Below are 22,843 nucleotides of genomic sequence, written 5' to 3'. Positions count from 1 at the left end.
TTTAGCCTAAATTTAGATCTAAATTCAAGTAAATTATATATTTTTGTAGGCTTTTTCAAAAAATATTCATTTTTTATTCTTTACCTTTTGCGGCAAGGAAGCTCAAAAATCACATTTTTTGCGTCCATTTTTGCCTTTAAGCTACTACATTTTTTTGCGAATTTTTCTACTTTATTTGTGTTACTAAATCTGCTTTCTTTGTGTAGCTAAAAATGAGGAAGAAAATATTTTGTCCAAGATCAATATTTTTGTAAAAAAGCCTTTTAAATTCAAGCTTTCACAAAATATGCAAGAAAAATTCAGCAAAATTTAAAACCTTGCTTACAATAAAACTTAGAATTCAAGCTAGGTTGAATTTTAAATTAAAAATTCAAGCTGCCTAATTTAAAGTAAAGCATAAGTTAAGCTTGTTTAAACACTGTATAGCAAGGTGTATCAAAAAAATTTATCATCAAAAACTAGCCTTAGCTAAGTCATTTGAATTTTAACTTGAAAAGTTATTATTGGCTCTTTTTCAAAAAAGTATTGATTGATCGTTAGCGAGTTTACTGGCGAAGAATCCATTAAATTCAAGGCATTTCTCCATAAATTCGTGGCTTCTTGCTCACAATTACAAGAATTTAAAGGCTTTTGTGAATTTTTGTCATATTGAGTTTTCTTAGAAAACGAAATAACTCTTTTTAAATTACGAGTTTCTTTACTCTACCGTTTAGAATGACAAAAATGGTATTTTGTCTAAGATCAATATTTTTGTAAAAAAGCCTTATTATTTGAATTTATTAGCGATGATTAAGCCAAGTAAGGAGATAAAGGGCGAAAGTATAAAGGTATAAGCAAAGCCAAAACCAGCCGCACTGTTTTCAGCTATAGACAAAAGATAAAAGGCAACAAAAAATGGTAAGGCAAGGGCAAGGCTAGAAAAGCCAAGCATTATATAAGCTGCTTTGCGTTTGTTGGCTAAATGAAGCATTTTTTGCCTAAAAACAAGAATTATGGGATAAAAGACGCTAAAAAGCATTCCCAAAAACACCCCAAGCCCTAAAATTACGCCTACAATACCCTCTATCATCTCTATACCTCTTTTTTTGAACGAAAAATTAAGCTCATCATTCAAGCCCCACAAAATACATTTATCATAAAAAGATGGGTTTATTTTATGAATTTAGCCTAAAAATTAGCTCAATTTTAAGGCACAAAAATTCACTTTTTGGCAAAAAATGCTTTTGATATTTTCCTAAATATATACACATTTTAAAGTCAAGGCAGCCGAAAAAAGCTAAAAATAAGCCCTAAACACTCTTTTACAGCCCTTGGCTATTTGAACGAAGAGCGGTTAAAAATTTTTTGCAAACACTTACACTTTGGCGAGGCAAAGGAACTGTTGGTGCAAATTTAAGCTAGTTTTTATCTAAGCTTTGTTGATCTTTTCTTATATTGCCTCGTCTTTATACTTGTTAGCATTTATTCTATCACTTAAAATGAAAAATGTCAGTTTTACCTTTCCCATTTTTAATAACTCATTGTTATAAAGGTTTGTCTATTTTATATCCTATCCAGTGTGAAATTTTCAAGCCAAATTTTATGAATTTTACCTTGCATAAGAGGCTCACAGTTTTCTAGGCAAAAAGCACTTCTAGCCTACACGAATTTGCCACTTGAATTCTAGCAGACATATACAAATTCTAGCACATTAAATACTTGCAAAACAAGCCCTACAAGACAGAGGCTTTAAAGGCTTGATCTTTTAAAATCAAGGCTTCTCAGTTTAAATTTATTTTTTAAACTTGCTTGTAGTGATAAATGCATAGGATTTTTTAAATTCAAGCTTTTAAATGAAACCCAAGAAATTTCAAGGACTTATCAAAGAGAAACACTCTGCAAGGCAAACACTTACAAGGCTACTTTTTGCAAAGGGCTTAAATTAAGATAAGCTTAGACAAAAATTCACAGCCAAATAAAGCCCCACAAGATAAATCCACACCAAGAGCAAATTTTAAAGAATGTACCTTGCTAGATCCTTATTTTCAATTATATCCCCTAGCTTTTCCTCTACCATTTTCTTATCAACTGTGAATTTTTGCCCTGAGTAGCTATCCGCTTCAAAGCTTAGATCCTCTAAAAGCTTTTCAATGACAGTATGCAAGCGTCTTGCACCTATATCTTGCATTTCAGCATTTGCAATGCTAGCGATTTTAGCTATTTCTCGCACGGCTTCATCTTTAAATTCAAGCTCTAAATTCTCAGTGCCTAAAAGCTCTTTATACTGCTTTAAAAGCGAGTTTTTAGGGCGAGTTAGTATCTCATAAAGTGCCTCATCATCAAGGCTATCAAGCTCTACACGCAAGGGAAAACGCCCTTGAAGCTCTGGGATTAAGTCGCTTGGCTTACTTAAATGAAAGGCACCTGCTGCTATGAAAAGGATATAGTCTGTTTTGAGTGTGCCGATTTTTGTTTGAACGCTACTTCCCTCAACTATGGGAAGCAAATCCCTTTGAACGCCCTCTTTGCTGGGATCTTGCCTGTTTGAACCCCCACTCACAGCTACCTTGTCAATCTCATCTATAAAAATAATTCCCTCATTTTCAGCCCGCCTTAAAGCCTCGCTCTTAATGCTTTCCATATCAAGTATCTTCTCGCTAGCCTCGTTTTTTAGGGCATTTTTGGCATCTTTGATTTTCATCTCTTTTTTTACCCTTTTACTCCCCACACCTATAACCTTTACTATGTCTTGCATAGCGCCCATTTCAGGGGGTAAATTTGGGTTTGTGTCAAACATATTTTGAGAGATTTCAATCTCTATCATACTCTCATCTAGGTCCCCATTTTGAAGGCGAGCCCTCATTTTATTAAGGCTATTTTTATATTCTTCTTGCTTTTCCTCGCTAACCCCCTTTGGCAGAGGCGGCAAGAGCTTTTCAAGGATCTTATTTTCTATGAATTCATCGATTTTGGCTTGATTTTTCTCCCTTTGTTCGTTTTTTACGAGCGACATTGCTGCATTTGCGAGGTCCCTTACCATACTTTCAACATCTCGCCCCACAAAGCCAACCTCTGTGTATTTGCTAGCCTCGACCTTGACAAAGGGAAAGCCAAGCATTTTTGAAAGACGGCGCGCAATTTCTGTTTTACCAACCCCTGTGGAGCCTATCATTAGGATATTTTTGGGGGTTATGTCATCTTGTAATTCCTTGCTTAGTTTCATTCTGCGGTAGCGATTTCGTAGGGCTATGGCTATGATTTTTTTGGCGTTTTTTTGTCCGATGACATAATCATCTAGGAATTTGACTAGTTCTTTTGGTGTTAAATTCATTCTTTGTCCTCGATTGTGTATGTTTTTATGTTTGTGTTTGTGTAAATGCAAATCTCACCTGCAATTTGCAAACTTTCCTTTACAAGTGCCTCCTCGTCTAAATCGCTATGCTTTGCCAAAGCCCTAGCGGCTGAGAGGGCGAAATTCCCACCACTTCCTATGGCTGCAATTTGCCCGTCCTCTGGCTCTACGACATCGCCTGTGCCTGAGAGCAAAAAAATGTGCTTTCTATCAAGGACCAGCATCATAGCCTCAAGCCTTCGCAAATACTTATCTTTTCGCCATTCCTTTGAAAAATCAATGGCAGCCTTTAATAAATCCCCCTTTGAGCTTGAAAGCAAGTTTTCAAACATATCAAAAAGATTAAAGGCATCCGCTGTGCTACCTGCAAAGCCCGCCAAGACCTTGCCGCTGTCTAGCTTTCTTATCTTTACGGCGTTTCCTTTAAGAACTGTGTTTCCAAAGCTTACTTGCCCGTCTCCACCGATGACGGATTTGTTTTTGCCCTTGTAGGCTAGAATTGTCGTTGCGTGAAACATTTTTACTCCATTTTTTCTTTAGAATTCAAAAAACTTGCAAATTTTTGTGCCTTAAATTCAGCATTGCTAGTCGCAAAAACGACCAAATAAATCATAAATTCAAAGCGAAAGCCTAAATTTTTATTATCTTGAGCGTAGCGACCCAACGGGTTGCGAGGCGTAGCCGAAGCAAAAATATCCACAACGCACGAAGTGCGTTTAAATTCAAGGCGATAGCCTTGAAAGTGCCGACAAGAAACGCCTACAGCAAAAACAAAGTGTAAAATGAAACGAAACGCTTTGACCCGAAAGAAAAAATCCGCGAAAGCGGATTAAGTTTCTTTCGTGGGCAACCGCGTTGAGTAAGTTTGAAACTTTGTTTTTGCCTTTAAATTCACTTGAAATTCAGGCTTTTGACTTGAATTTTCTCACAATGACACCATTTTTTTATTTAAAACCTTAAAATTTCGCCACTCAAAACGGCTAAAATTCAAAAAAGCTAACTCTCAAACCCCCTCACCCTTAACCAAAAGCGTAAAAACCCCGTGCAAGCCGTGTCCTAGCTTGACGCTTATATCATAGCTACCTGTGGCTTTGATGGTATCAATTTCAAAGGTGCGTTTGTCAAGCTCTATGCCTGTTTGTGCCTTTAAGGCTGTGGCTATTTCATCCTTTGTAACGCCTCCAAACAATGCCCCATTTGCTCCCAAAGGCTTAGTGATGCTAATTTGCTTTTTGGCAAGCTCAGTCCTTAAAGCCTCTAATTTTTCTAGCTCCAACCTTAACTGCTCGGCTTTTTTTCGCTGCTCGCTTTCAAATTTTCGCAAAACCTCCGTTGTAGCAGCCTTTGCAAAGCCCTTTGCTATGAGGTAATTTTGCCCATAGCCATCCTTGACCTCTTTTATCTCCCCAGCCTTGCCCAAGGCTTTTACATCCTTTATGAGTAAAACTTTCATTCTCGTCCTTTTTAAAAGAAAGCATTTTATCAAAGTTGGGTTAAGATTTGTTAATTTGAGACTTTCAAAAATTCAAAGACCTTAAATTCAAGCCTTAAAAAAACTTTAATTTTTAATTCTTATGAAAAAATTTAAGCACATATCAAAGGCACTTAGATAAAAATTTGGCTAAAATTTACGCAAAATCTTTAATTAAATTCACTAAAATGCTTAAAAGTTTTTTAAAAAGATCTTTTTTCGCATTTGATGTTTATAAAAATTGAATTTTTAATATTGTTTGTTTTTGCTGAATTTAAATAAAGATTTTTAAGGAGTATAAATGAAAATCAGGGTGTATTATGAGGATACAGATGCTGGAGGAGTGGTGTATCATAGTAGGTATTTGAATTTTTGCGAAAGGGCTAGATCTGAGCTTTTTTTTGACAAATATCCTCATATTTTTGATGCAAAAAAAGGACATTTTTTATTAGCAAGGGCGAATTGTTCATTTTTAAAGCCTGCAAAATTAGGAGACTTGCTTGAGGTAAAAAGCGATCTTTTGCAAGTTAAGAAGGCTAGTTTGCTTGTTAGACAAGAAATTTTTAAAGCTAAGATCAAGCTGTTTAGTGCTGATTTTACCCTTGCCTTTATCAAAGATGAAAGGGCTGTGCCTATGTCAGCTGAGTTAAAAGAAGCCTTAAAAAGCCTATTTAATACTCCTTGAAGCTAAAATCCAAGCTTTGCATAAGCTTGATCTTATAAACGATCTGATTATCTTGCATCTTTTCCTTAAACAAGCTTGAAGCCTTGTTCATCTTTTGAGAATAAAAATAATCAAGCCCAAGGCTAGTAGCATAAGCTACCCAGTTGTAATCTAGGCTTTGATTTAGCATTTCATTTGCGTGGCTTAAAAAAAGATCATCATTTAAAATTGAATTTGCTATGATCATTTTTCTTCTATCCTCAGCCTGAGTAAGACTTAAAAAGGTTGGATTATAGCCTATTTGAGTGGATAAGATCGCATATGGATACATACCGTTGCTTCTTAGCTGAGAGCTAATGATGGCACTTTTAACCAAGGGGGTATTTAAAAACACAGAGGCCCCACTTAAACTGCCCTTTGATCTTAGTAAGGAGGGAAAATTAATCTTTTCTCCAACGACAGTATATGTCCTTACCCCACCTATTTGATTTATAAGCTTTTGATTTAGGTTGTTTGAAAGGGCTGAGTTATCATAAAAGCTTGCTATATTGCCATTTGATAGGCTTAGAAGGCTTTGTATCTGTGCGTCATAGTCAATGCCTCCAAAATATATATTTGAGGCATTTATGCTAGTGCTGTTTTTGTTGATTGTTGGTATGTAAAAATACATATGATTTGCTTTAAGGTTAGCTAGGATATTAGCCCCTCTTAGAGTAAGTCCTGCTATGATGAAACGAAAATCTTGTGCTTGAAGCTTTTCAATCACGGCTTTAAGCTTATTTTCATCCTCTGTGCCTATTAAGAAAACTTTAAGCTCTATCTTGGCATCTCGCCTCATTAAATAAGCCATACTTGAATTTATAATGACATTTGAATAGCTTTTAATGGCTTGTTCTGGTATGATGATGGCTATTTTGTTTAAGGAATTTGTGCTGAATTTAACTGTGCTTGGAGTACTTTGAAGTGGTAATTTTTGCTGAATTTGAGTAGAACAAGCGGTGAAAAATAAGCCCCACACTACAAACAAAAAATATAAAAAAATACTTCTCATAAACTTACCTTAAATTTTAAAATGAGCTTGTTTTTTGTAGCCAACAAGGCGTCTAAACTGCGTTGCAAAACCAAGTTTTTAAGCCTAAAAGCCGCTTCACTTGCTTTTAAAGCTTGCAAGGATTAAAAGCTTATTTAGACTTACAAGATCCTAGCTCACATCAAGGCTTTTTGAAATAAAGTTGTTTTGACAAAAGACAAACCTCGTTATCAAATCAACAATGTTTTATAAAAAAGCCTTAAAATAATCTTTTTCTTTTTTAAAAGTACAAATTTCAAAGCTAAAACTGTCTAACAAACAAGCATTAAAAGAACTTTAAATAAAGCCTAAATTATAAACACCCTTGCTAAATGCTTGATTTAAATAAGCTTGAATTTAAGCACCACAAAAAAGCTTGAAATTTAAATTATCTCATAAAAGTGCTTTAATCTTGTTTAAATCCTTTATGAACTCTTGCTCAAAGCTTGGATTTTTGATTATAAATTCAAGGCTAAAGCTAGGAAGCACCCAGGATTTAAGATGGCTAAATACCTCACCTCTTAGTCTCTTAAAATCATCAAAGCCCAAATTCACAAAGCTATCCTCGCCTAAGACAAGCAAGACCTTTGGCCTTAGTAGCTTAAATTCACTCCAAAAATAAGGCAAACAAGATGAAAGGGCAAAAGCATCATTCTTACCTGCACTAAAACACTTATACACATAGCTTATAAAGATCTCATCTTGGCTTAAATTTAGCACCTCTTTAAGCAAAAACAAGAGCTTTTTGCCCTTGTGCGAAGCAAGTAATTTTCCACTTTTATCCTCGTTTTTTTCAGCAAAGCTATCTAAGATCATTAGCCTTGCTGGCTTTAAATGAGGCTCTATTAGGCTTTTGCAACGTTTTTTTGATAAAAAGCAAAGCTGACAGTTACTAACCCTATCTTTTAGCCTTTCAAAATCACCCTCTTGATCTTTGTAATCTAGCTCTTTGCTTACAAATTCATAACCAAAGCTTTTTAGATAATGCAAATTTCGTATCTTGTTTAAATTATAGCTCATAATTTTTCCAAATTTTCAAGCTCTTTGCCACTTAATCTATATAAAACCCACTTGTCGTTTAAATTTGTGGCTTTTAATTTTTTATAAAAACTAAGCCCACAGAAATTTTCATGCAAGCAAACCCACTCCAAACGCTTTAAGTCCTCTTTTTCGCACAGTTTAGCTAAGAATTTAAATACCTCCATCCCAAAGCCTCTTTTGCGAAACTGAGGTCTAAGATATAAATCCTCAAGCCACAAGCCGCCCTGTCCTAAAAAGCTTGAAAAGGTGTAAAAGTAGATAACATAGCCTATCATTTCATTTTCATACTCTAAAACCAAGGCTTTAGCATAGTTTTTTTCAAACAAGGCTTTTGCATAATCCTCTTCATCACATTTTAAAATATCTAAGAGCTCTTCATACTCGGCCAATTCACGAACTAGGGCTAAAATATCCTTTAAATCTTCCTTTTTTGCTTCTTTTATGATGAGTTTTGACATAGGCTTCCTTTTTGAAAAGGATTATATCATAAAAATATTTCATAAAGTTAAAAGCAAATTAAGCAAGTTTTGGATAAAATAGCAATTTTGTTTTGGCTTTTTTGCTTAAAATTTTGTTTTTGACAAAGAATTTTTTGGACATTTTTGAATTTTAACCTTGAAAAGCCTTATTTTATTTAAAAGGAAGTAGTATGAAAAGAACTTATCAGCCACATAAGACTCCTAAAAAGCGAACTCACGGCTTTCGTGTTCGTATGAGGAGCAAGAACGGTCGCAAGATTATCAATGCAAGAAGGGCTAAGGGGCGAAAAAGACTTGCAGGGTGAGAAAATTTGACAAACTCAGAGATAGCAAGGAATTTTCAAAGCTTTATAAGGAGGCTAAGAGGTGGCATTGCGAGGCTGGGGTTATCTTTTATCAAAAAAGTGATGAATGCAAGATAGCCTTCATAGCAAGTAAAAAAGTAGGAAAGGCAGTGGCTAGAAATAGAGCAAAAAGGCTTTTAAGGGCTGTGTTTTTTACAATGCAAACCAGACTTAAAGAGGGCAAATACATACTTGTAGCCAAGCAAGAGCTTTTAAGCCTTTCTTTTTTGAGACTTAAAAAGAATTTAGAATGGGGATTTAAGAGTTTAGAATGTTTAAAATAGCTGCTTTAAGATCAATTTACTTTTATAAACGCTTTTTATCTATTTTAAAGCCAAGGTGTTGTAGGTATTATCCAAGTTGCTCCTCTTATGCCTATCAAAGCTTTGAAAAACTTCCACCCCTTGTAGCCTTTTATAAGAGTTTTTTTAGGATACTAAGATGCAATGCTTATTTTGAGGGAGGATTTGACTATCCTAAGATACACAAAAAAAGCTTAAAGCCCTTGCAAGCCAAATTAAACTCAAAGCTTAAATTCTTATATCTTCCTTGCAATAAAGACGAATTTTATGTGCTTAAAATACTAAAAAAGGACAGTTGTGATTAATCAAACAAATTCAGGACAACAAAAAAGGGTATTCTTAGCTGTGGTGCTATCTTTTTTATTCTTCATAGCATATAGCGAATTTTTTATCTCTCCTACTCTCTCAAAGGATCAAAATTCAAGTAACAACGCAAGCACTCAAACCGAGCCACCAACTAAAAACCTAGCTAGCACAGAGGCTTTAAATCAAGCCCCCATCACTCAAAGTAGCGAAACACCCATCATTCAAAGCTCAAATCAAGCAAAATACATAGTCGACATTCAAAGTGAGCATTTTGCCGCAAAGCTTGATCATTTAGGACGCATAGCAAGCTTTGTATTAAAGGATCCTAAATTCAAAGATGAGCAAGGAAATAACCTAGAACTTATTAAAAATGAAGACAACAAGCCCCTCCCACTTGAACTTCGCTTTGCAGATAACAGTCTTAATCAAAAGGCTTTTAGCGTAAATTATCTAAGCGATAAAAGCGAGTTAAACTTAAATGAAAACTCATCAGCTACTGTAAGTCTTAGTCAAAATTTAGGCGATTTAACAGTGCATAAGATCATAAGCTTTCACAGCAAGGGCAATTATGAGGTGGAGGTAAAACTCAGTAAGGATGCTAGGTATTTTATCTCTGCTGGTTCTCGTCCAAGCGTGGCTGTTGATAGCTACACAGTTCATGGAGGCTTGATCTTAGATAATAAAGACACAGTTCATACCTTCGAAGATGGGGATGTGGGGCAAAATACCGAAATATTCGCCTCTTTGATGTCTAGTTTTGATAGATACTATGCTGCCTTTTTTTATAACTTTGACACCCCACTACAAACTCTTATCACAAAGGATACCAAGGGAGATACTGTCATATATGCTAGCTCAAACAATGCCTTTAAAGCAGGTGGCTATGTGGGGGCTAAGGATTATAGCTTGCTTAAAGAGCTAGATCCTAGACTTGAAAGGGTTATAGAGTATGGCTGGTTTACCTTCATAGCAAAGCCTGTTTTTGCCTTTTTAAACTGGCTTTTTGCTTATCTTGGCAACTGGGGCTGGGCTATTGTGGTGCTTACCTTGGTAATTCGCCTTGTTTTATTTCCCCTCACTTATAAGTCTATGATTTCCATGAATAAACTAAAAGATCTAGCCCCAAAGATGACAGAGCTTCGTCAAAAGTATAAGGGTGATCCGCAAAAGCTTAACATACATATGATGGAACTTTATAAAAAGCACGGTGCCAATCCCTTTTCAGGCTGTTTGCCAATACTCTTGCAAATTCCCATCTTTTTTGCCATTTATAGGGTCTTGCTTAATGCTGTTGAGCTTAAAGGTGCTCCTTGGGCCTTGTGGATAGAGGATTTAAGTGTGCTTGATCCTTATTACGTGCTTCCTATCTTAATGGGTGCTACTATGTTTTTACAACAAATCATCACTCCTATGGCTATACAAGATCCTATGCAAGCTAGGATAATGAAGTTTTTGCCCGTCGTTTTTACCTTCTTTTTCTTGTGGTTTCCTGCTGGGCTTACTCTTTATTGGTGTGTGAATAATGTGTGTTCTTTGATTCAACAGTGGGTGATTAATAAAATGTTTGACAAGGAGCATCATCAAAAAAAGCTAGAAGGACAAAAGAATGAAAATAGAAGCTAAAAATTTAGAACAAGCCTTGCTTCTAGCAGCATCTCAGCTTGGCTGTTCTGTTGTGGATGTGGAGTATGAGATAATTCAGCAAGATAAAAAGGGGCTTTTTGGACTTTTTGCAAAAAATGTCATCATAGAAGCAAAGAGCAAGAAAAAGCCTAAATTTGACAAAAAAGCCCAAACACAAAGGTCTAAATTTGAAAAAAAGCCAAATTTTTTTAAAAAAGAAGAGCTAAATTTGGCTAAAAAAGAGGAGTTGAATTTAAACAAGGAATCAAATTTAGAAGATAAGGCTGATCTAGCCACAAAGCCAAGCGAAAAGCCTATTTTAACAAAGCCAAAATACACAGTGAAAAATGATGAGATTTTCAACTCCTTTCACAAGGAAAGCGGTGCTGATCCCAAGCTTTATGTTGATGAGATAAGAATGAAGCTTGAAAGCTTGTTAAGAGCTGGTGAATTTGGGGTTGAGCTTACAGAACTTAATGTTTATGACAAGGACAGCATTTACATAAAGCTTGAAGGCGAGGACGCAGCGTTGCTCATAGGCAAGGAAGCATACCGCTACAAAGCCCTATCTTACTTGCTTCACAACTGGATAAACTCTCGCTACAAGCTGTTAATAAGGCTTGAAATCGCTGATTTTTTAAAAAATCAATCGCAGTCAATGGACTTTTACCTACAAAGCATCATCGAGCGGGTCGAGGCTACGGGCAAGGCACAGACAAAGCCACTTGACGGCGTGCTTGTCAAACTCGCCCTTGAAAAGCTGCGAGAACGCTTTCCAAACAAGTATGTAGGCATCAAGCAAAACGGCGAGGAAAAGATAGTCATCATAAATGATTTTTTAAAGAAAAATGAATGAAAGCATAGTTGCCATCGCCACAGCTTACGGGGCGGGGAGTATCGCCATAGTGCGTTTGAGCGGCGAGGCGGCACTTAAAATCGCTTTGAAACTTACAAAAAAAAATAAATTAAAACCCCGCTACGCTCATTTATGTGAAATTTTTGATGAAAAAAACGAGTTTATAGACGAAGCCATAGTGCTTTATTTTAAGGCACCTCACAGCTTTACTGGAGAGGATATAGTGGAATTTCAACTCCACGGAGGCTTTGTGCTAGCTCAAACCCTGCTAGAAGCGTGTGTCAAATTTGGTGCAAGGCTTGCAAGGGCTGGAGAATTCAGCAAAAGAGCCTGTCTAAATGGCAAAATGTCCCCCCTCAAAGCCCTTGCCATAAATGATTTAATCAATGCAAAATCCCAAAAAGCCGCCAAAATCATAGCCCAAAATTTACAAGGCAAATTCGGCGAGCTTTTAAACAAAATCCGCACGGATTTAGTGAAAACCTTGGCATTTGTGGAAACTAGCATAGATTATGCAGATGATGATTTGCCTGTGGATTTGCTTGAAAAAACGAGGGGCTTATACAAGGAAAATGCGAGAATTTTGCGTGAGATAGTGCAAATTTCTCGTAGCAAAAAGGGGCTTGTGGAGGGTTTTAAAATCGCCATCATAGGCAAGGCAAATGTCGGTAAAAGCTCGCTTTTAAACGCTTTGCTCTCTTTTGAGCGAGCCATAGTAAGCGAGATTGAGGGCACCACAAGGGATAGGGTTGAGGAAAGCCTTAAAATAGGCACTCATTTGGTTAAAATCATCGACACAGCAGGCATTAGAGCTAGCGAGGATAAAATCGAGCAAATAGGCGTGAATTTGAGCCTTCAAGCACTCGCAGAAGCTGATTTCATAGTGGCTCTTTTTGATAGCTCTCGCCCACTTGATAGCGAGGATGAACACATTTTAAAAATGCTTGAAAGTTGCGATAAAAAAATCTTTTTTGTGCTAAATAAAATGGATTTAAAGTCTGAGTTTTTCTTGCAAAATGCAAAATTATCAAGTGAAAATTTCGTTAGAGAAACTGATTTATTCAGCAAATTTGCCAAGCAAAAAAGATCTTTGTCAAGTGAAAATCACACAAAAGAATTTAATTTATTTAGCAAATTTAAGGCTTTACAAGATATTAAATTCATAAAAATATCTGCTAAAAATGACATAAGCCCTTTAAAAATCGCCATTGAAAGCCATTTAAACAGCCTTGATAGCGAGGGCTTTATCATCACAAATTTAGCCTTAATCAACTCTTGCGAGAGAGCAAGTGAAATGATGCAAAGGGCAAGCGAGCTTTTAAACGAAAGCACCCTAGAACTCTTTGCCTTTGAGTGCAATGAAGCCATAAAAGAAATTGAAAAATGGACACATAGCTTTGATAGAGATGAAATTTTAGATGAAATGTTTGGTAATTTTTGCCTTGGGAAATAGGCTGATTTTATGAGCTTTAATTTGAAAAACGAAAGAAAAAAATAACTAGCTAAAACCATCTCGTAACACTTATCTTAATTTATTTTTATTTCAAAAAATTCACAAAAATTGTTGATTTGCAAATTTTTTGCGTGAATTTTTCATCATTTTCACAAAAAGATTCACTAAATTTCGTCATTGTGAGCCGTTAGGCAAGGCAAAATCCAAAAGCCTACTCACTTGCTAAGGGGTTTTGCTTCGCAAAGCTTGCAAACCATTGAGTGTGGTGGGTATTAAAAAAGAGTGGGGCGAATTTTTTTCAAAAAAATTCAAAAACCCAAAAAATTCACGGAATTGAAAAAAATCCGTGAATTTCATCTTAAAGAAAGGACAAAAATGACTTTGAAAGAATTTGTAAAGGCGTGCAAAGAGTGCAAAAATAATGACGAGCGAAACAAGCTCAACGATGAGTTGCGCAAAAAGTATGGCGTAGATATGTTTGAATTTGATGAGATAGGAAGGGAATTTAAAGATTTAAAGTGGCAAGAACCTTGGCACTTTATGCTTTTTGATTATTTTTTAGATGAGCTTCATAGTAGAAATTATAACGCACTCATTATTGACGAGCGGTTTAAGCTTGGAAATTCAAAGTTCAAAGAAAAAAAGAGACAATGTAGGTGAAATAATGGTGGAATTGGAGAATTTTTTTAATGAAAATATATGGTTTTAATTTTGATTGATTGCGCTGATGATTTTTTGTCATTAAAATTTTTAGTTTAATTTGGGTAGAATTATGTGATAAATTTAAAAAAGGGGATTAAAATGCAAAAGTAAAGTTTTAGAGATTTTTAACAACAATGTATTTTCAATACCAAATTATCAAAGGGATTATGCTTGGCAAGGGCGTAATTTAGATGATTTGTGGGAGGATTTGCTAGAGGCTGAAAAAGCTGAAAAAGAAGCTTACAAGGCTAAAAAAGACGAAATGGGACATTTTTTAGGAACCATTGTTGTTGCTAAAAATCCAAATAATCCACAAATTTATGACATAATAGATGGACAGCAAAGGGCGACAACGCTTTTTATGCTTCGTTATGCCTTAAATTACAAGACAAAGGACCCAAATAGAAATCTCAATAATTTTTTGGATGATGATAATTTGCGCCTACAAGTGATTAAAGACAACCAAGAATTTTTTAAGAAAATTTTATAACAAGCTAAAACAGGAAGTTTAAACTCAAAATTAGAGCAAGAGATAAAAACAGATGGGCAAAAAAGGCTTTATGAGGTATTTAAAGAAATTTTAAGCCTTGTGAAAAATTTAGATAGCGATAGAGCCAAAGAGCTTTTAAATGTGCTTGACAAAATGATTTTAATGTGGCTTGAAGAAAAAGATTCTGGTAGAGCAATTAGAATGTTTCAGACCGTTAATGACAGAGGTATGCCACTTTTGCTTTTAGATAAATTGAAAGCTTTGCTGATTTTGTATTCTAATAAGCATTGTGGTGGAGTGCTTGATGCGGCAATAAATGATAGATTTGGCGTAATTTTTAAAACCATAACGCAAATGCGAAAACAAGAAGTAATTTCATCGCTTGGTGATAAGGATTTTAGCAAAGAATTAGAAGCTCGTGTGTTTAATTATCACGCATTAAGTGAGCCAAATATAGGGCATTATCGATATGGTGCTGATGAATCTTATATAAAACTTAAAGACTTGTTAAAGGGCAAGATTAAGGGCGACATAAAAGCACAAAAATTGAAAGAATGGCTTGATGATTACTCAAAAGATTTACAAGAATTTTTTGAGGCATTTTTGCTAATTATGAAAAAGGCTATAAAAAATAAAGAATTATTCAAGCTTTTGTTTGTGTTAAAGCTTGATCCTTATTTTTATTCAAGTTTGATTAGACTAGAAATGGGCGGTTGTTTAGATGATGAGAGTATTATCTTGCTCGCATAGGCTCAAATTTTGTTGTATGGTTTTGGCTCGTCTAATGATGCTAGTGCGTATAAACTTTATCAATATACGACAAGTAAAGATGAATTTAGAAAAAATCTAAAAACACTTTGTGATAAATGCACAAATGGAGGATGGAAAACTTTCAACGAAGCTTTTAAAGAGATAGCTGATGGAAATTATGAATGGGGCAAGTATTTTCACTATTTATTTCTAAGTTATCGTTGTGATAATATGGATATTGCAGCCTTTGTTAATTTATTAGGAGACAAAAAGACTTATTCTTACACTATAGAACATATAGTTCCAAAAAATGCTGTGGAAAATGGCTCGCTAAAACAATATGGTTTTAATGATGAAAATGAATTTAGTCATATTAGGGATTCTTTTGGGAATTTGCTTGTGTTGGAAAGTGAGTTAAATTCATCAAATACAGACGCTGGACTTGCCAAAAAACAAAAAAATTACAAAGAATCTAAAATTTTTTATAACAAAGAATTCGCAAATAAAGAAAATTTTTTATCCTTTAATAAAAGCGATATAATCAAAGAAAACGAAAAATTCACACAATGGGCAAGGGAGTTTTTCAAAGAATTTCTAAATGGCTAAAGATACTTTAATTTGATACAAGATCATTTTAAAGTATGGAAAGTTAGATGAAAAACAAGTATATGGTTTATTCCCAAATTGTCTCAAAAGAAATTTAAGAAATTACGAAGTATTTTTTATTTCGTTACACTCGTAACTTTTGGGGAATTGATTTAGAGGCGAAAAGACGCTCAAATTTGCAAAATAACTCGTGTTTGTGTGAATGCAATTTGTGAGAAATTCACATTTTAACCCTTAAAGAATGCGAAAAAATCAGCAAAACGAAGTTTTTTTAGAAAATGAGTGGTGAAATTGAAGAGCGTGAGAGTTATTTTTTGCCTCGCATTAGGGCTCGTAACTGTGAGCAAAATGAGCTAAAAGAGTAAGGATAAAGCGTGGGCGTTAAGCTTACAAGAAAACATCTATGTTTTTACTGCATACTATGCACTTGTAACTGTAAGCAAAAGTTTTGCTAAAACGCTAGGCTAGCTTTTATACGCTCAAACACTTGCTCTGCCAAGGTGCTACTGTCTATTATAAGGGACTTTGCATAGCTTAACGAGTGTGAAAATTACAAGAAAACTTCAAAGCCTACGGTGCCTTGGTGGATTTTTTACAACGCTATGCTCCTCCCTTTGCGTAGAAAGGCACATTATAGGGTAAAACATGTCAAATTAGAGTTTGCAAAGAGACACAAGCACATCAACGGCATAGAGAATGTTTTTGCTTCGCGCTCTTGCAACTACAAAGCAAAATATGCTTTGCGAAAATTTGACTTGCCAAATTTAATAGCTAAAAAAGAAAATTTTATCCTTCATTTAAAGCAAACATAATTTTAAGATGATAATTTTAGGACAAAATTTTAATTAAAATTTGCCTAAATTGATAAGAAAAAATTCTGTTAAAAGATCTTGTGTTTTTAAGTTTATGAGCAAATTTTGCTTTATTTTGCCCAATTTTGCCTTTAAATTCAGGCCTTATTAAAAAGAAGCTAAATTTTAAAAACCAAAGCCTTACTAGCACAAAGTAATGATTTCAAGCTTAACATTTTTTAAATTTATACTTTTTAAATCTGTGTTGAAGGTTAAGAATTTTTTATTTTAAAAAGATTCGGCTCAATTAAACCTAGCAGGATTTTCTCTTATTAATTTTAATAAATTTTGATGAGAATTTTGTTCCAAATTTTTTATTTTAATTCTGTTTCTTTTAAATGAAGGATAAAATTTTCGCTTTTTATTCACCCAAATTTCTCTAAACGAAACTTTGCAAATCCCTAGAAATTCACAGTCACATTGATATGATTTCGCCCATTTGCAGACTCAGTGGACATTCATTTTGTTTTCCTTGACATTGAGGTTTACAATTGTTAAAATTGAATCGAAAACGTAAGGAAATAGCCCGGGACTCTCCCATTCCGCTTGGCGTGTAAGTGTTGGACTTCTTACATTGCGTTTTCATTTCTACCCCAAAGTCTCTTTTTATTGTGTGTCATCTTTTCTTTTGTACTAAGTTTCACTCTATAATGTGCCTTTGCACACAAATTCACCAAGCCACCATAAGCCTTCCAGCTGTCGCTGTAAATTGTGGCATTTAGGGTATTTGCAAAGTCCTAGGCAGTAGTTCTTTTGTCAAGTAGTGTTTTACGATCTGTGTATAAACGCTATCCTGAGTTTTAGCATTCCTTATCGCAAAGGGACGAGCGTGTAACACGAAGTAAAAACATAGGTGTTTTTTCAGTCTCACACCCTCCCTTTTTCCACGCACTATTTTTGCACCGAAGTAACCTTCATCATCTTCGATTTCACAGCTCATTTCAGAAAGCTTCTCGCACTCTTTAAGAGTTAAAATGCGGATTTCTTTGAAAATTTTACACAAGCTTTTCTCTAAAATTTGACAAAGCCTAGCGATTTTTTCGCCTCTAAATCAATTCTTGCAAAGTGAGGAGACTAAAAGACGAAGTAAAAAATACCTTAAAATTTCCCTAAATTTCTTTTGAGACAATTTTGGAATGGATCTTTGTTTTTTCATAGGATTTAACTTAAAAATCCTTTGGTTTAAGTTGAATTTAGCCAAATATTCTACATGCAAGCAAATGCCAAAAGCATATTTTTATGTGTTAAAACGCCCCCTTTCTTGTAACAAAGCTCATTTTAGCTTGAATTTTAACTCTTTTTAAGACTTTTTTATTTATCATTTTTAAAGCTTATATTAAGAGGAAGTTCATGTCTATCTTTGTGCCTATTTTTACCATACTAAGCCTACTTGCTGGGGGCTATCTTGCAAAGAAAATAGGCTTTCTTAAAAAAAAGCAAGGCAGGGTATTTTTGGAATTTGCTGTTTTTTTTGCCCTGCCTTGTTTGATCTTTGAGAGGACTTATTTTTTAAATTTTGATCCCTTGTTTATAGTTTATATTTTAATGGGATTTTCTTCTTGTTTTTTGGCAGGGCTTTTTAGTGTGGCACTTGGCAAGCTGTTTGGCTTTTCAAGGGCTACCCTTGTTAGTATGTTTTTACTTTCTACCTTTGGAAATACCCTAGTTGGCATAGCCATAGCCCAAGCACTTTTTAATAGCCCTCAGGCAATAAGCGAGGTGATCTTCTTTGATGCCCTTGCTACCACCATACCCATGGCTCTTTTTGCGCCCTTTGTTTTGTCTCTGGCAAGCCAGCAAAGAGTAAGTTTCATGGAAAATGTCAAAAAGATGTTTGTCTTTCCTCCCTTTGTAGCCTTGGTGCTTGGCTTTTTGTGTAAGATGATAGAACTTCCGCAGTTTATCTTTGAGCCTTTGCGTTTATTTGGATCTATTTCAACCCCTGTAGCACTCTTTGCCATAGGGCTTGGACTTAATTTCAAGGCTATTAAAAAAAGCTGCACAAGCACCTTTATAGTTGTTTTTTCTAAGATGCTTCTTGCTCCTTTGATCTTTTTTCTTTTTTTAAAGCTCTTTGAATTTGAGCTTAGCCCATCTGCAATAGTACTTATCATTCAAAGCTCCATGCCAGCTACAACCCTTACAAGTGCCTTAATCATAAAGGCTAGGCTAGATACAAACATAGCAGTAAGTGCCATAGCCTTTGGCATACTTTTTACCTTTGTTTCTGTGCCCTTGCTTATGTGGTTTTTAAATTAAAAGCCCTACTTGTCTTTTAAATTCAAAAAACGGTTAGGCTTGAATTTAAAAAAACTTGAATTTACAAAAAGTTTAAATTTAAGAAAGCTTGAATTTAAGAAGGCTTGATTTTACAAAAGCTTGAATTTAAATAGGATTTAAATTTAAAAAGCAAGATTTAAAATTATCAAAAATTAGAGTTTTTGAATTTATATCCTAAATTTAAGGGACTTAAAAGCATTGAATGTGCAATTTTAACCCTTTTAAACTCAGGCGTAAAGAGGCTTTAACAACACAGTTGAATTTAAATTTGCATAAAAATTCACACATTAAATTCAATCAATTTATAAATTTAAATAAGCACATTCAAAGGCATTAACTTAGAAAAATTACAAATTCAAACAAGCACTGTCAAAGGCATTAAAGCTAAAAAAATCACGCAAAAGCTTAAACATTGTTAAATTCAGCCAAGGATTAAAGCTAAAAACAATCTTAAAATAAGTCCTTAAACTCAAAAGCCTATCTTTCATATCTTCTTCCTAAAAACACGCCCAAAAGCCCCCACACAAAGGAGATCAAAGCCCCACATAATAAAACTAGCATTATACTAATATTTGCCAGCAAGCTTTCAAGCTGAGCTGAAAGAGCATCTCCACCCCTATAAACAACTGTATCTATGAAGCTTTTTGCCTTATATTTTTCATCGCTTGACAGCGGGACATAGAGCATTTCTCTGCCGGGCTTTACAAGGGCATACTCGCCCACGCGCCTTACACTCATCACCACAGCCAAAGGTATAAACGCTGGATGCGTAAAAGCAAGCACTACAAAGCCCACGCACACCACAAAGCCAAGTGTGCCAAGCAAAGCAGTGAGCTTAAAGAATTTGGCGATTTGAGCGGTAAGAAAGATTTGTATGATAAGGGCTGAGATTTGCACGGTTAAATCAATATTCGCAAAGGCAGCAATTCTTGCCTCGCGGGTTGGAAAAAATTCCCTGATAATGCGCGCTTGTTCCATATACAAAAAGGTCGAAACACTGGTAAGTAGCAGAATAAAAGCACATAAAGCTAGCAAATAAGGGCTTTTGATGATTAAAGAAAAGCCTACGAATGGATTTTTCGCGCCTATGGTTTTGTCAAAACGGCTTAGATCTGATTCAAAATTTTTAAGCTCTTTTATCATCAAATTTTTAAGCAAAAGGGCTATGAAAAGTAGTAACATAGAAATAAAGATGATATTATTTACCCCCAAAAACTTAACCAAAAAGGCAACACAACCTGCCCCAGCAATGCTACCCAAACTTGCCCCAGCAGCTATAATGCCAAAAAGCCTTTTGCTAGCTTCTTTGTTAAAAAGATCAGCAATTACACTCCAAGCAGAAGAAAAGGTAAAAAGATTAAAAACACTAACCCAAACATAAAAGATCCTACAAAGCCAGATAAAGCCATCTGATTTAGCATCAATGCCTCTCATCGCAAGATAAAAGCATAATAAATTTAAGCCAAAAAATACAAGCACCCCATCCATATAAAATCTTCTTTTAATCCTAGTAGCAAACCACATTAAGAATAGAGAGGATAGTATGCAAGAAATAAAAGTAGCCAAAAATAGCCATTTTAGCTCATCTTGCCCTCCTGTAAGCCCTAGGGCATCTCTTATGGGACGAAGTAAGGAGTAGGAGCTAAAAAGCACAAAGATAAAGCCAAAAGAGAGTATTAAAAGCTTAAACTCGCCCTCTTTTAGGCTGAAAAGTTTGTATAAAAATGAGTGAATCGCCATCATCGTTTAAATCCTTTTTAAAATATATCTTTAATATATAATGAAAAATCCTACTTTTTCTTCAAGGTCAGCTCATCTATGGCTGCCAACGCATTTAAACTTCTAGGATAACCTATGTAAGGCACAAGTGCGGTTACAACTTCGATGAGATAAGCCCTGTTATGACCTATGTTTAAATTGCCCTGTATGTGAGCTTTTACTTGTGCATCCGCTCCACCAAGACTTGCAAGGATAACAAAGGTTAAAAGCTCCCTGAATTTCAAATCAAGCCCACCCCTTGTGTAATAATCCCCAAAGCAGTTTGCACTCAAAAAGTGGCGTATGTGCTTTACATCAGCACGAGCTGTAGCGTTACTTTTATCAATACCAGCACCAAAAAACCTTCTTTGCACCTCTAAGCCTTTTTCTTGCCTGTTTTCTCTTGTTGTTGTGCTTTGAGCTTCAAGGGGCATTTTTATGCCTTGAGCCTTGAACACTTCATTGCAAGCGATGATGAAATCCATACTTTTGCCTATACCTATGTAAGGTGTGCTTTGATACAAAATTTCTTTTGCTTCCACAGGATTTACACCATTTTTAAGTGCAGCTGTAAGCATAGTTTTAAACTCATTCAGTCCTTGTGCTGCAACGAGTGCGCCTAAAATGAGCTTTAATCGAGTTTGCAAATCAAGCTTTGTGCTTTGTGCAAACACTTCATCAAAGGCGAAATTTGCGTAATTTTCTATAAATTCAGGGTCGGTTTTCGCAAGTTCTATTCTCGCCTTGCCAAAAAGTTTTGAGTAATTATCCTGTGCTATTGGTGTTAAGTTCATTGTCTTTCCTTTCGTTTGTGCCATTAAGGGCAAGGTGCTAGCAAACATTGCTATGCCCGCAAACTTTGCTGAATTTTTTACAAATTCACGTCGTTCTTCGTTTTGGATTTCGCGTGAGTTAAAATTTTCATCATTCATTTTTCTTCCTTTTGTTGTTTGTCTCATTGTAACAAAAAATGCTAAATCAGCCTAAATTCAAGCTTTCAAGCCATTTTCGCACGCTTGCTCTGCTTTCGCCAAAATCAAAGCGTTTGCCTTGCTTAAAAATCGCATTTGGGGCGGATTTTTGCATATCACGCGGTGCGCCCTCTAAGCCGCTGCCCCCGCTCGTGCAAAAGGGGACGATGATTTTTCCACTAAAATCTGTGCTTTCTAAAAAGCTAAAAATGATATGTGGTGCATTATACCACCACACAGGAAAGCCAATAAAAACGGCGTCAAAGCCTGATATGTCAGCCATTTTAGCAAGCTCTGGGCGGGAGGCTTTGTCCTTGCATTCAAGCGTGGTGCGGCTTTGCTCGTTCGTCCAGTCTAAATCAGCCTTGCTGTAAGGCACTTTTGGAGCGATTTCAAAAAGCTCGATTGCTGAATTTAGGGCGTTTGTGCTTGAATTTACGCTTTTATTCGCGTTTGCTTGTGAATTTGCGTTTGCACCTTTTAAATTTAGGCTTTCACTCATTACACTTGCGATTTTTTGGGCGACTTCACGCGTGATGCCGCTAGCACTGAAATAAGCGACTAGAATTCTCATTTTTCTATCCTTTCTTTTTTTCTTTACTTTGCAACGGCGTTATCTCTTGGCTGCCTTCGCGGGAGTTTGCGAAAATCTCACGGCGACAGGTTTGACTACCTAGCCTTGTTCGATTTTCACTGCACAACCCTTTTCTGCTTGCAGTTGCGAGTGCGAAAGCACGAAGCAAAAAATCGCCTCGAAATACTTCGCCTTGTCCGCTTTCATTCAAAAAAATTCACGCTCTGCGTGAATTTCTACAATCTGTACTCTATATTCCGTAATCCGTAGTCTGCATATGCTTCACCTCATACACTCTCGTTCAAAACACACCTTGTGCGTGAATTTTTTAGCAAATTTGCGTAAAATTCACAAATTTAATTTACCCACCCCCAAACCCCTCCGCACCCAACGGGTTGCGAGGCGTAAGCCGAAGCAAAAGTGAGGGGGCTTAACGCACGAAGTCCATTTTTTAAACACCATTTGACAAGGCGAAGTATTTTGAGATGATTTTTAGGGTTGCACGAGCAAACGAGTGCGGATAGAACAATTAAGTTCATCCGCACGAAGCAAACGAAACGAGCGGAGCAAGGCTTTTAAGCCTTGCAAAGCGTCTCCCTAAAAAGCACTCACCCAACGGGTTGCGAGTGCGAAAGCACGAAGCAAAAAAGACAAGCCGTTGCAACACAAAACCCCCTACTTTCCACTAAAAACAGGAAAATATGAATGTTCGCCGTAGTCCCTAAACGCCAGCCCTTTCAGCACCCCCATATCCGCCTCACTTATGCTAAAATCAAGCTGAGCGTTGCTTGCTATGTGGGCAGGATTTGCACTCTTTGGCAGAGGGCAAACTCCAAGTTCTAAGCAGTAGCGAATGCAAAGCTGAGGCACTGAAACGCCGTAGTTTGCGGCGATTTTCATAAGTCTTTCGTCTTTTAAAAGC

The 22,843-nt window shown here is 35.8% G+C and carries 29 protein-coding genes; 13 read left to right on the top strand and 16 right to left on the bottom strand.

Going from position 1 to position 22,843, the window contains the following annotated elements; genetic code table 11:
• Window positions 1-766: 766 nt before the first annotated feature.
• From DMC01_RS03695 to rplI, 5 genes are all read right to left on the bottom strand, one after another.
• Window positions 767-1,069: a hypothetical protein gene (locus DMC01_RS03695; protein ID WP_142692932.1), complete on the bottom strand. Its 303-nt coding sequence runs from the start codon at window positions 1,067-1,069 to the stop codon at window positions 767-769.
• A 924-nt stretch (window positions 1,070-1,993) separates the two neighbouring features.
• The gene (hslU, locus tag DMC01_RS03690; RefSeq protein ID WP_142692931.1) at window positions 1,994-3,310 is read right to left on the bottom strand and encodes an ATP-dependent protease ATPase subunit HslU; all 1,317 of its coding nucleotides are present in this window, start codon (window positions 3,308-3,310) and stop codon (window positions 1,994-1,996) included.
• Window positions 3,307-3,849 carry an ATP-dependent protease subunit HslV gene (gene hslV / locus DMC01_RS03685; protein ID WP_142692930.1) on the bottom strand — a complete coding sequence of 181 codons (543 nt, stop codon included), beginning with the start codon at window positions 3,847-3,849 and terminating at the stop codon, window positions 3,307-3,309. The genes hslU and hslV overlap by 4 nt, the downstream gene beginning before the upstream one ends.
• 2 nt (window positions 3,850-3,851) lie before the next feature.
• Complete coding sequence (locus DMC01_RS03680) at window positions 3,852-4,031, bottom strand: hypothetical protein (protein ID WP_142692929.1); 180 nt, start codon at window positions 4,029-4,031, stop codon at window positions 3,852-3,854.
• Window positions 4,032-4,334: 303 nt separating this feature from the next.
• The gene (gene rplI / locus DMC01_RS03675; protein ID WP_142692928.1) at window positions 4,335-4,784 is read right to left on the bottom strand and encodes a 50S ribosomal protein L9; all 450 of its coding nucleotides are present in this window, start codon (window positions 4,782-4,784) and stop codon (window positions 4,335-4,337) included.
• A 319-nt stretch (window positions 4,785-5,103) separates the two neighbouring features.
• Here rplI and DMC01_RS03670 point away from each other — a divergent pair, with 319 nt between their 5' ends.
• Window positions 5,104-5,487, top strand: a complete 384-nt coding sequence (locus tag DMC01_RS03670) for a YbgC/FadM family acyl-CoA thioesterase (RefSeq protein ID WP_142692927.1) — start codon at window positions 5,104-5,106, stop codon at window positions 5,485-5,487.
• On the opposite strand, the gene DMC01_RS03665 is transcribed toward DMC01_RS03670, so the two are convergent.
• The 3 genes from DMC01_RS03665 to DMC01_RS03655 all read right to left on the bottom strand — a co-directional run bounded on the left by DMC01_RS03665 (window position 5,474) and on the right by DMC01_RS03655 (window position 8,034).
• Window positions 5,474-6,517 carry a hypothetical protein gene (locus tag DMC01_RS03665; protein ID WP_142692926.1) on the bottom strand — a complete coding sequence of 348 codons (1,044 nt, stop codon included), beginning with the start codon at window positions 6,515-6,517 and terminating at the stop codon, window positions 5,474-5,476. The genes DMC01_RS03670 and DMC01_RS03665 overlap by 14 nt on opposite strands.
• 411 nt (window positions 6,518-6,928) lie before the next feature.
• On the bottom strand, window positions 6,929-7,555 hold the full coding sequence (locus DMC01_RS03660; protein ID WP_142692925.1) for a uracil-DNA glycosylase family protein: 627 nt from the start codon (window positions 7,553-7,555) through the stop codon (window positions 6,929-6,931).
• A complete protein-coding gene (locus DMC01_RS03655) occupies window positions 7,552-8,034 on the bottom strand; it encodes a GNAT family N-acetyltransferase (RefSeq protein WP_142692924.1) in 483 nt (160 codons plus the stop codon). Before DMC01_RS03655 ends, DMC01_RS03660 begins: the two co-directional genes overlap by 4 nt.
• A gap of 191 nt (window positions 8,035-8,225) precedes the next feature.
• Between DMC01_RS03655 and rpmH the strand changes: the two genes are divergently transcribed.
• The 11 genes from rpmH to DMC01_RS03610 all read left to right on the top strand — a co-directional run bounded on the left by rpmH (window position 8,226) and on the right by DMC01_RS03610 (window position 16,299).
• The gene (rpmH, locus tag DMC01_RS03650; protein ID WP_142692923.1) at window positions 8,226-8,360 is read left to right on the top strand and encodes a 50S ribosomal protein L34; all 135 of its coding nucleotides are present in this window, start codon (window positions 8,226-8,228) and stop codon (window positions 8,358-8,360) included.
• Window positions 8,357-8,683 carry a ribonuclease P protein component gene (gene rnpA / locus DMC01_RS03645; RefSeq protein ID WP_142692922.1) on the top strand — a complete coding sequence of 109 codons (327 nt, stop codon included), beginning with the start codon at window positions 8,357-8,359 and terminating at the stop codon, window positions 8,681-8,683. The genes rpmH and rnpA overlap by 4 nt, the downstream gene beginning before the upstream one ends.
• Complete coding sequence (gene yidD, locus DMC01_RS03640; RefSeq protein ID WP_142692921.1) at window positions 8,671-9,006, top strand: membrane protein insertion efficiency factor YidD; 336 nt, start codon at window positions 8,671-8,673, stop codon at window positions 9,004-9,006. Before rnpA ends, yidD begins: the two co-directional genes overlap by 13 nt.
• The gene (yidC, locus tag DMC01_RS03635; RefSeq protein ID WP_246058990.1) at window positions 8,999-10,630 is read left to right on the top strand and encodes a membrane protein insertase YidC; all 1,632 of its coding nucleotides are present in this window, start codon (window positions 8,999-9,001) and stop codon (window positions 10,628-10,630) included. Before yidD ends, yidC begins: the two co-directional genes overlap by 8 nt.
• Window positions 10,614-11,486, top strand: coding sequence for a Jag N-terminal domain-containing protein (locus DMC01_RS03630; protein WP_142692920.1), 873 nt, complete (start codon window positions 10,614-10,616; stop codon window positions 11,484-11,486). The genes yidC and DMC01_RS03630 overlap by 17 nt, the downstream gene beginning before the upstream one ends.
• A complete protein-coding gene (gene mnmE, locus DMC01_RS03625) occupies window positions 11,479-12,939 on the top strand; it encodes a tRNA uridine-5-carboxymethylaminomethyl(34) synthesis GTPase MnmE (protein ID WP_142692919.1) in 1,461 nt (486 codons plus the stop codon). The genes DMC01_RS03630 and mnmE overlap by 8 nt, the downstream gene beginning before the upstream one ends.
• Before the next feature lie 375 nt (window positions 12,940-13,314).
• Window positions 13,315-13,599 (top strand): hypothetical protein, encoded by a 285-nt coding sequence (locus DMC01_RS03620; protein ID WP_142692918.1) that lies wholly within the window; start codon window positions 13,315-13,317, stop codon window positions 13,597-13,599.
• 163 nt (window positions 13,600-13,762) lie between these two features.
• Entirely contained in the window at window positions 13,763-14,131 is a 369-nt protein-coding gene (locus DMC01_RS14800; RefSeq protein WP_282432245.1) for a DUF262 domain-containing protein, read from the top strand.
• 99 nt (window positions 14,132-14,230) lie between these two features.
• The gene (locus DMC01_RS14795; protein WP_246058988.1) at window positions 14,231-14,881 is read left to right on the top strand and encodes a hypothetical protein; all 651 of its coding nucleotides are present in this window, start codon (window positions 14,231-14,233) and stop codon (window positions 14,879-14,881) included.
• Window positions 14,882-14,890: 9 nt separating this feature from the next.
• Window positions 14,891-15,487, top strand: a complete 597-nt coding sequence (locus DMC01_RS13200) for an HNH endonuclease family protein (protein WP_185908670.1) — start codon at window positions 14,891-14,893, stop codon at window positions 15,485-15,487.
• Between the two features lie 575 nt (window positions 15,488-16,062).
• Window positions 16,063-16,299: a hypothetical protein gene (locus DMC01_RS03610; protein ID WP_142692917.1), complete on the top strand. Its 237-nt coding sequence runs from the start codon at window positions 16,063-16,065 to the stop codon at window positions 16,297-16,299.
• Between the two features lie 757 nt (window positions 16,300-17,056).
• Here DMC01_RS03610 and DMC01_RS03605 read toward each other — a convergent pair.
• The gene (locus DMC01_RS03605; RefSeq protein WP_142692916.1) at window positions 17,057-17,278 is read right to left on the bottom strand and encodes a hypothetical protein; all 222 of its coding nucleotides are present in this window, start codon (window positions 17,276-17,278) and stop codon (window positions 17,057-17,059) included.
• Window positions 17,279-17,688: 410 nt separating this feature from the next.
• Here DMC01_RS03605 and DMC01_RS03600 point away from each other — a divergent pair, with 410 nt between their 5' ends.
• Window positions 17,689-18,597 carry an AEC family transporter gene (locus DMC01_RS03600; RefSeq protein ID WP_142692915.1) on the top strand — a complete coding sequence of 303 codons (909 nt, stop codon included), beginning with the start codon at window positions 17,689-17,691 and terminating at the stop codon, window positions 18,595-18,597.
• 368 nt (window positions 18,598-18,965) lie between these two features.
• Here the strand turns inward: DMC01_RS03600 and DMC01_RS13195 are convergent, their stop codons facing one another.
• The 7 genes from DMC01_RS13195 to DMC01_RS03575 form a co-directional block, all read right to left on the bottom strand.
• The gene (locus tag DMC01_RS13195; RefSeq protein ID WP_185908668.1) at window positions 18,966-19,106 is read right to left on the bottom strand and encodes a hypothetical protein; all 141 of its coding nucleotides are present in this window, start codon (window positions 19,104-19,106) and stop codon (window positions 18,966-18,968) included.
• Window positions 19,096-20,361, bottom strand: coding sequence for an NTP/NDP exchange transporter (locus tag DMC01_RS03595; protein WP_142692914.1), 1,266 nt, complete (start codon window positions 20,359-20,361; stop codon window positions 19,096-19,098). The genes DMC01_RS13195 and DMC01_RS03595 overlap by 11 nt, the downstream gene beginning before the upstream one ends.
• 47 nt (window positions 20,362-20,408) lie before the next feature.
• Window positions 20,409-21,308, bottom strand: a complete 900-nt coding sequence (locus tag DMC01_RS03590; RefSeq protein WP_246058986.1) for a carboxymuconolactone decarboxylase family protein — start codon at window positions 21,306-21,308, stop codon at window positions 20,409-20,411.
• A 46-nt stretch (window positions 21,309-21,354) separates the two neighbouring features.
• A complete protein-coding gene (locus DMC01_RS03585) occupies window positions 21,355-21,921 on the bottom strand; it encodes a flavodoxin (RefSeq protein WP_142692913.1) in 567 nt (188 codons plus the stop codon).
• Window positions 21,922-22,277: 356 nt separating this feature from the next.
• Entirely contained in the window at window positions 22,278-22,460 is a 183-nt protein-coding gene (locus tag DMC01_RS03580; RefSeq protein ID WP_142692912.1) for a hypothetical protein, read from the bottom strand.
• Entirely contained in the window at window positions 22,457-22,588 is a 132-nt protein-coding gene (locus tag DMC01_RS15790) for a hypothetical protein (RefSeq protein WP_282432241.1), read from the bottom strand. The genes DMC01_RS03580 and DMC01_RS15790 overlap by 4 nt, the downstream gene beginning before the upstream one ends.
• 8 nt (window positions 22,589-22,596) lie before the next feature.
• On the bottom strand, window positions 22,597-22,843 hold a 247-nt coding region (locus DMC01_RS03575; protein WP_185908568.1), incomplete at its 5' end, for an aldo/keto reductase.

Origin of the sequence: Campylobacter troglodytis (genome assembly GCF_006864425.1) — a bacterium.
GTDB lineage: Bacteria > Campylobacterota > Campylobacteria > Campylobacterales > Campylobacteraceae > Campylobacter_D > Campylobacter_D troglodytis.
The sequence above is the reverse complement of the archived record's forward strand: the minus strand, read 5'-3'. Positions and strand labels throughout refer to the sequence as shown.

Coding starts and splice junctions, on each gene's coding strand:
- DMC01_RS03695 (WP_142692932.1), bottom strand. CDS start 1,069: ATGATAGAGGGTATTGTAGGCGTAATTTTAGGGCTTGGGGTGTTTTTG.
- hslU (WP_142692931.1), bottom strand. CDS start 3,310: ATGAATTTAACACCAAAAGAACTAGTCAAATTCCTAGATGATTATGTC.
- hslV (WP_142692930.1), bottom strand. CDS start 3,849: ATGTTTCACGCAACGACAATTCTAGCCTACAAGGGCAAAAACAAATCC.
- rplI (WP_142692928.1), bottom strand. CDS start 4,784: ATGAAAGTTTTACTCATAAAGGATGTAAAAGCCTTGGGCAAGGCTGGG.
- DMC01_RS03670 (WP_142692927.1), top strand. CDS start 5,104: ATGAAAATCAGGGTGTATTATGAGGATACAGATGCTGGAGGAGTGGTG.
- DMC01_RS03665 (WP_142692926.1), bottom strand. CDS start 6,517: ATGAGAAGTATTTTTTTATATTTTTTGTTTGTAGTGTGGGGCTTATTT.
- DMC01_RS03660 (WP_142692925.1), bottom strand. CDS start 7,555: ATGAGCTATAATTTAAACAAGATACGAAATTTGCATTATCTAAAAAGC.
- DMC01_RS03655 (WP_142692924.1), bottom strand. CDS start 8,034: ATGTCAAAACTCATCATAAAAGAAGCAAAAAAGGAAGATTTAAAGGAT.
- rpmH (WP_142692923.1), top strand. CDS start 8,226: ATGAAAAGAACTTATCAGCCACATAAGACTCCTAAAAAGCGAACTCAC.
- yidD (WP_142692921.1), top strand. CDS start 8,671: ATGTTTAAAATAGCTGCTTTAAGATCAATTTACTTTTATAAACGCTTT.
- DMC01_RS03630 (WP_142692920.1), top strand. CDS start 10,614: ATGAAAATAGAAGCTAAAAATTTAGAACAAGCCTTGCTTCTAGCAGCA.
- mnmE (WP_142692919.1), top strand. CDS start 11,479: ATGAATGAAAGCATAGTTGCCATCGCCACAGCTTACGGGGCGGGGAGT.
- DMC01_RS03620 (WP_142692918.1), top strand. CDS start 13,315: ATGACTTTGAAAGAATTTGTAAAGGCGTGCAAAGAGTGCAAAAATAAT.
- DMC01_RS03605 (WP_142692916.1), bottom strand. CDS start 17,278: ATGAGCTGTGAAATCGAAGATGATGAAGGTTACTTCGGTGCAAAAATA.
- DMC01_RS03600 (WP_142692915.1), top strand. CDS start 17,689: ATGTCTATCTTTGTGCCTATTTTTACCATACTAAGCCTACTTGCTGGG.
- DMC01_RS13195 (WP_185908668.1), bottom strand. CDS start 19,106: ATGAAAGATAGGCTTTTGAGTTTAAGGACTTATTTTAAGATTGTTTTT.
- DMC01_RS03595 (WP_142692914.1), bottom strand. CDS start 20,361: ATGATGGCGATTCACTCATTTTTATACAAACTTTTCAGCCTAAAAGAG.
- DMC01_RS03590 (WP_246058986.1), bottom strand. CDS start 21,308: ATGAATGATGAAAATTTTAACTCACGCGAAATCCAAAACGAAGAACGA.
- DMC01_RS03585 (WP_142692913.1), bottom strand. CDS start 21,921: ATGAGAATTCTAGTCGCTTATTTCAGTGCTAGCGGCATCACGCGTGAA.
- DMC01_RS03580 (WP_142692912.1), bottom strand. CDS start 22,460: ATGAACTTAATTGTTCTATCCGCACTCGTTTGCTCGTGCAACCCTAAA.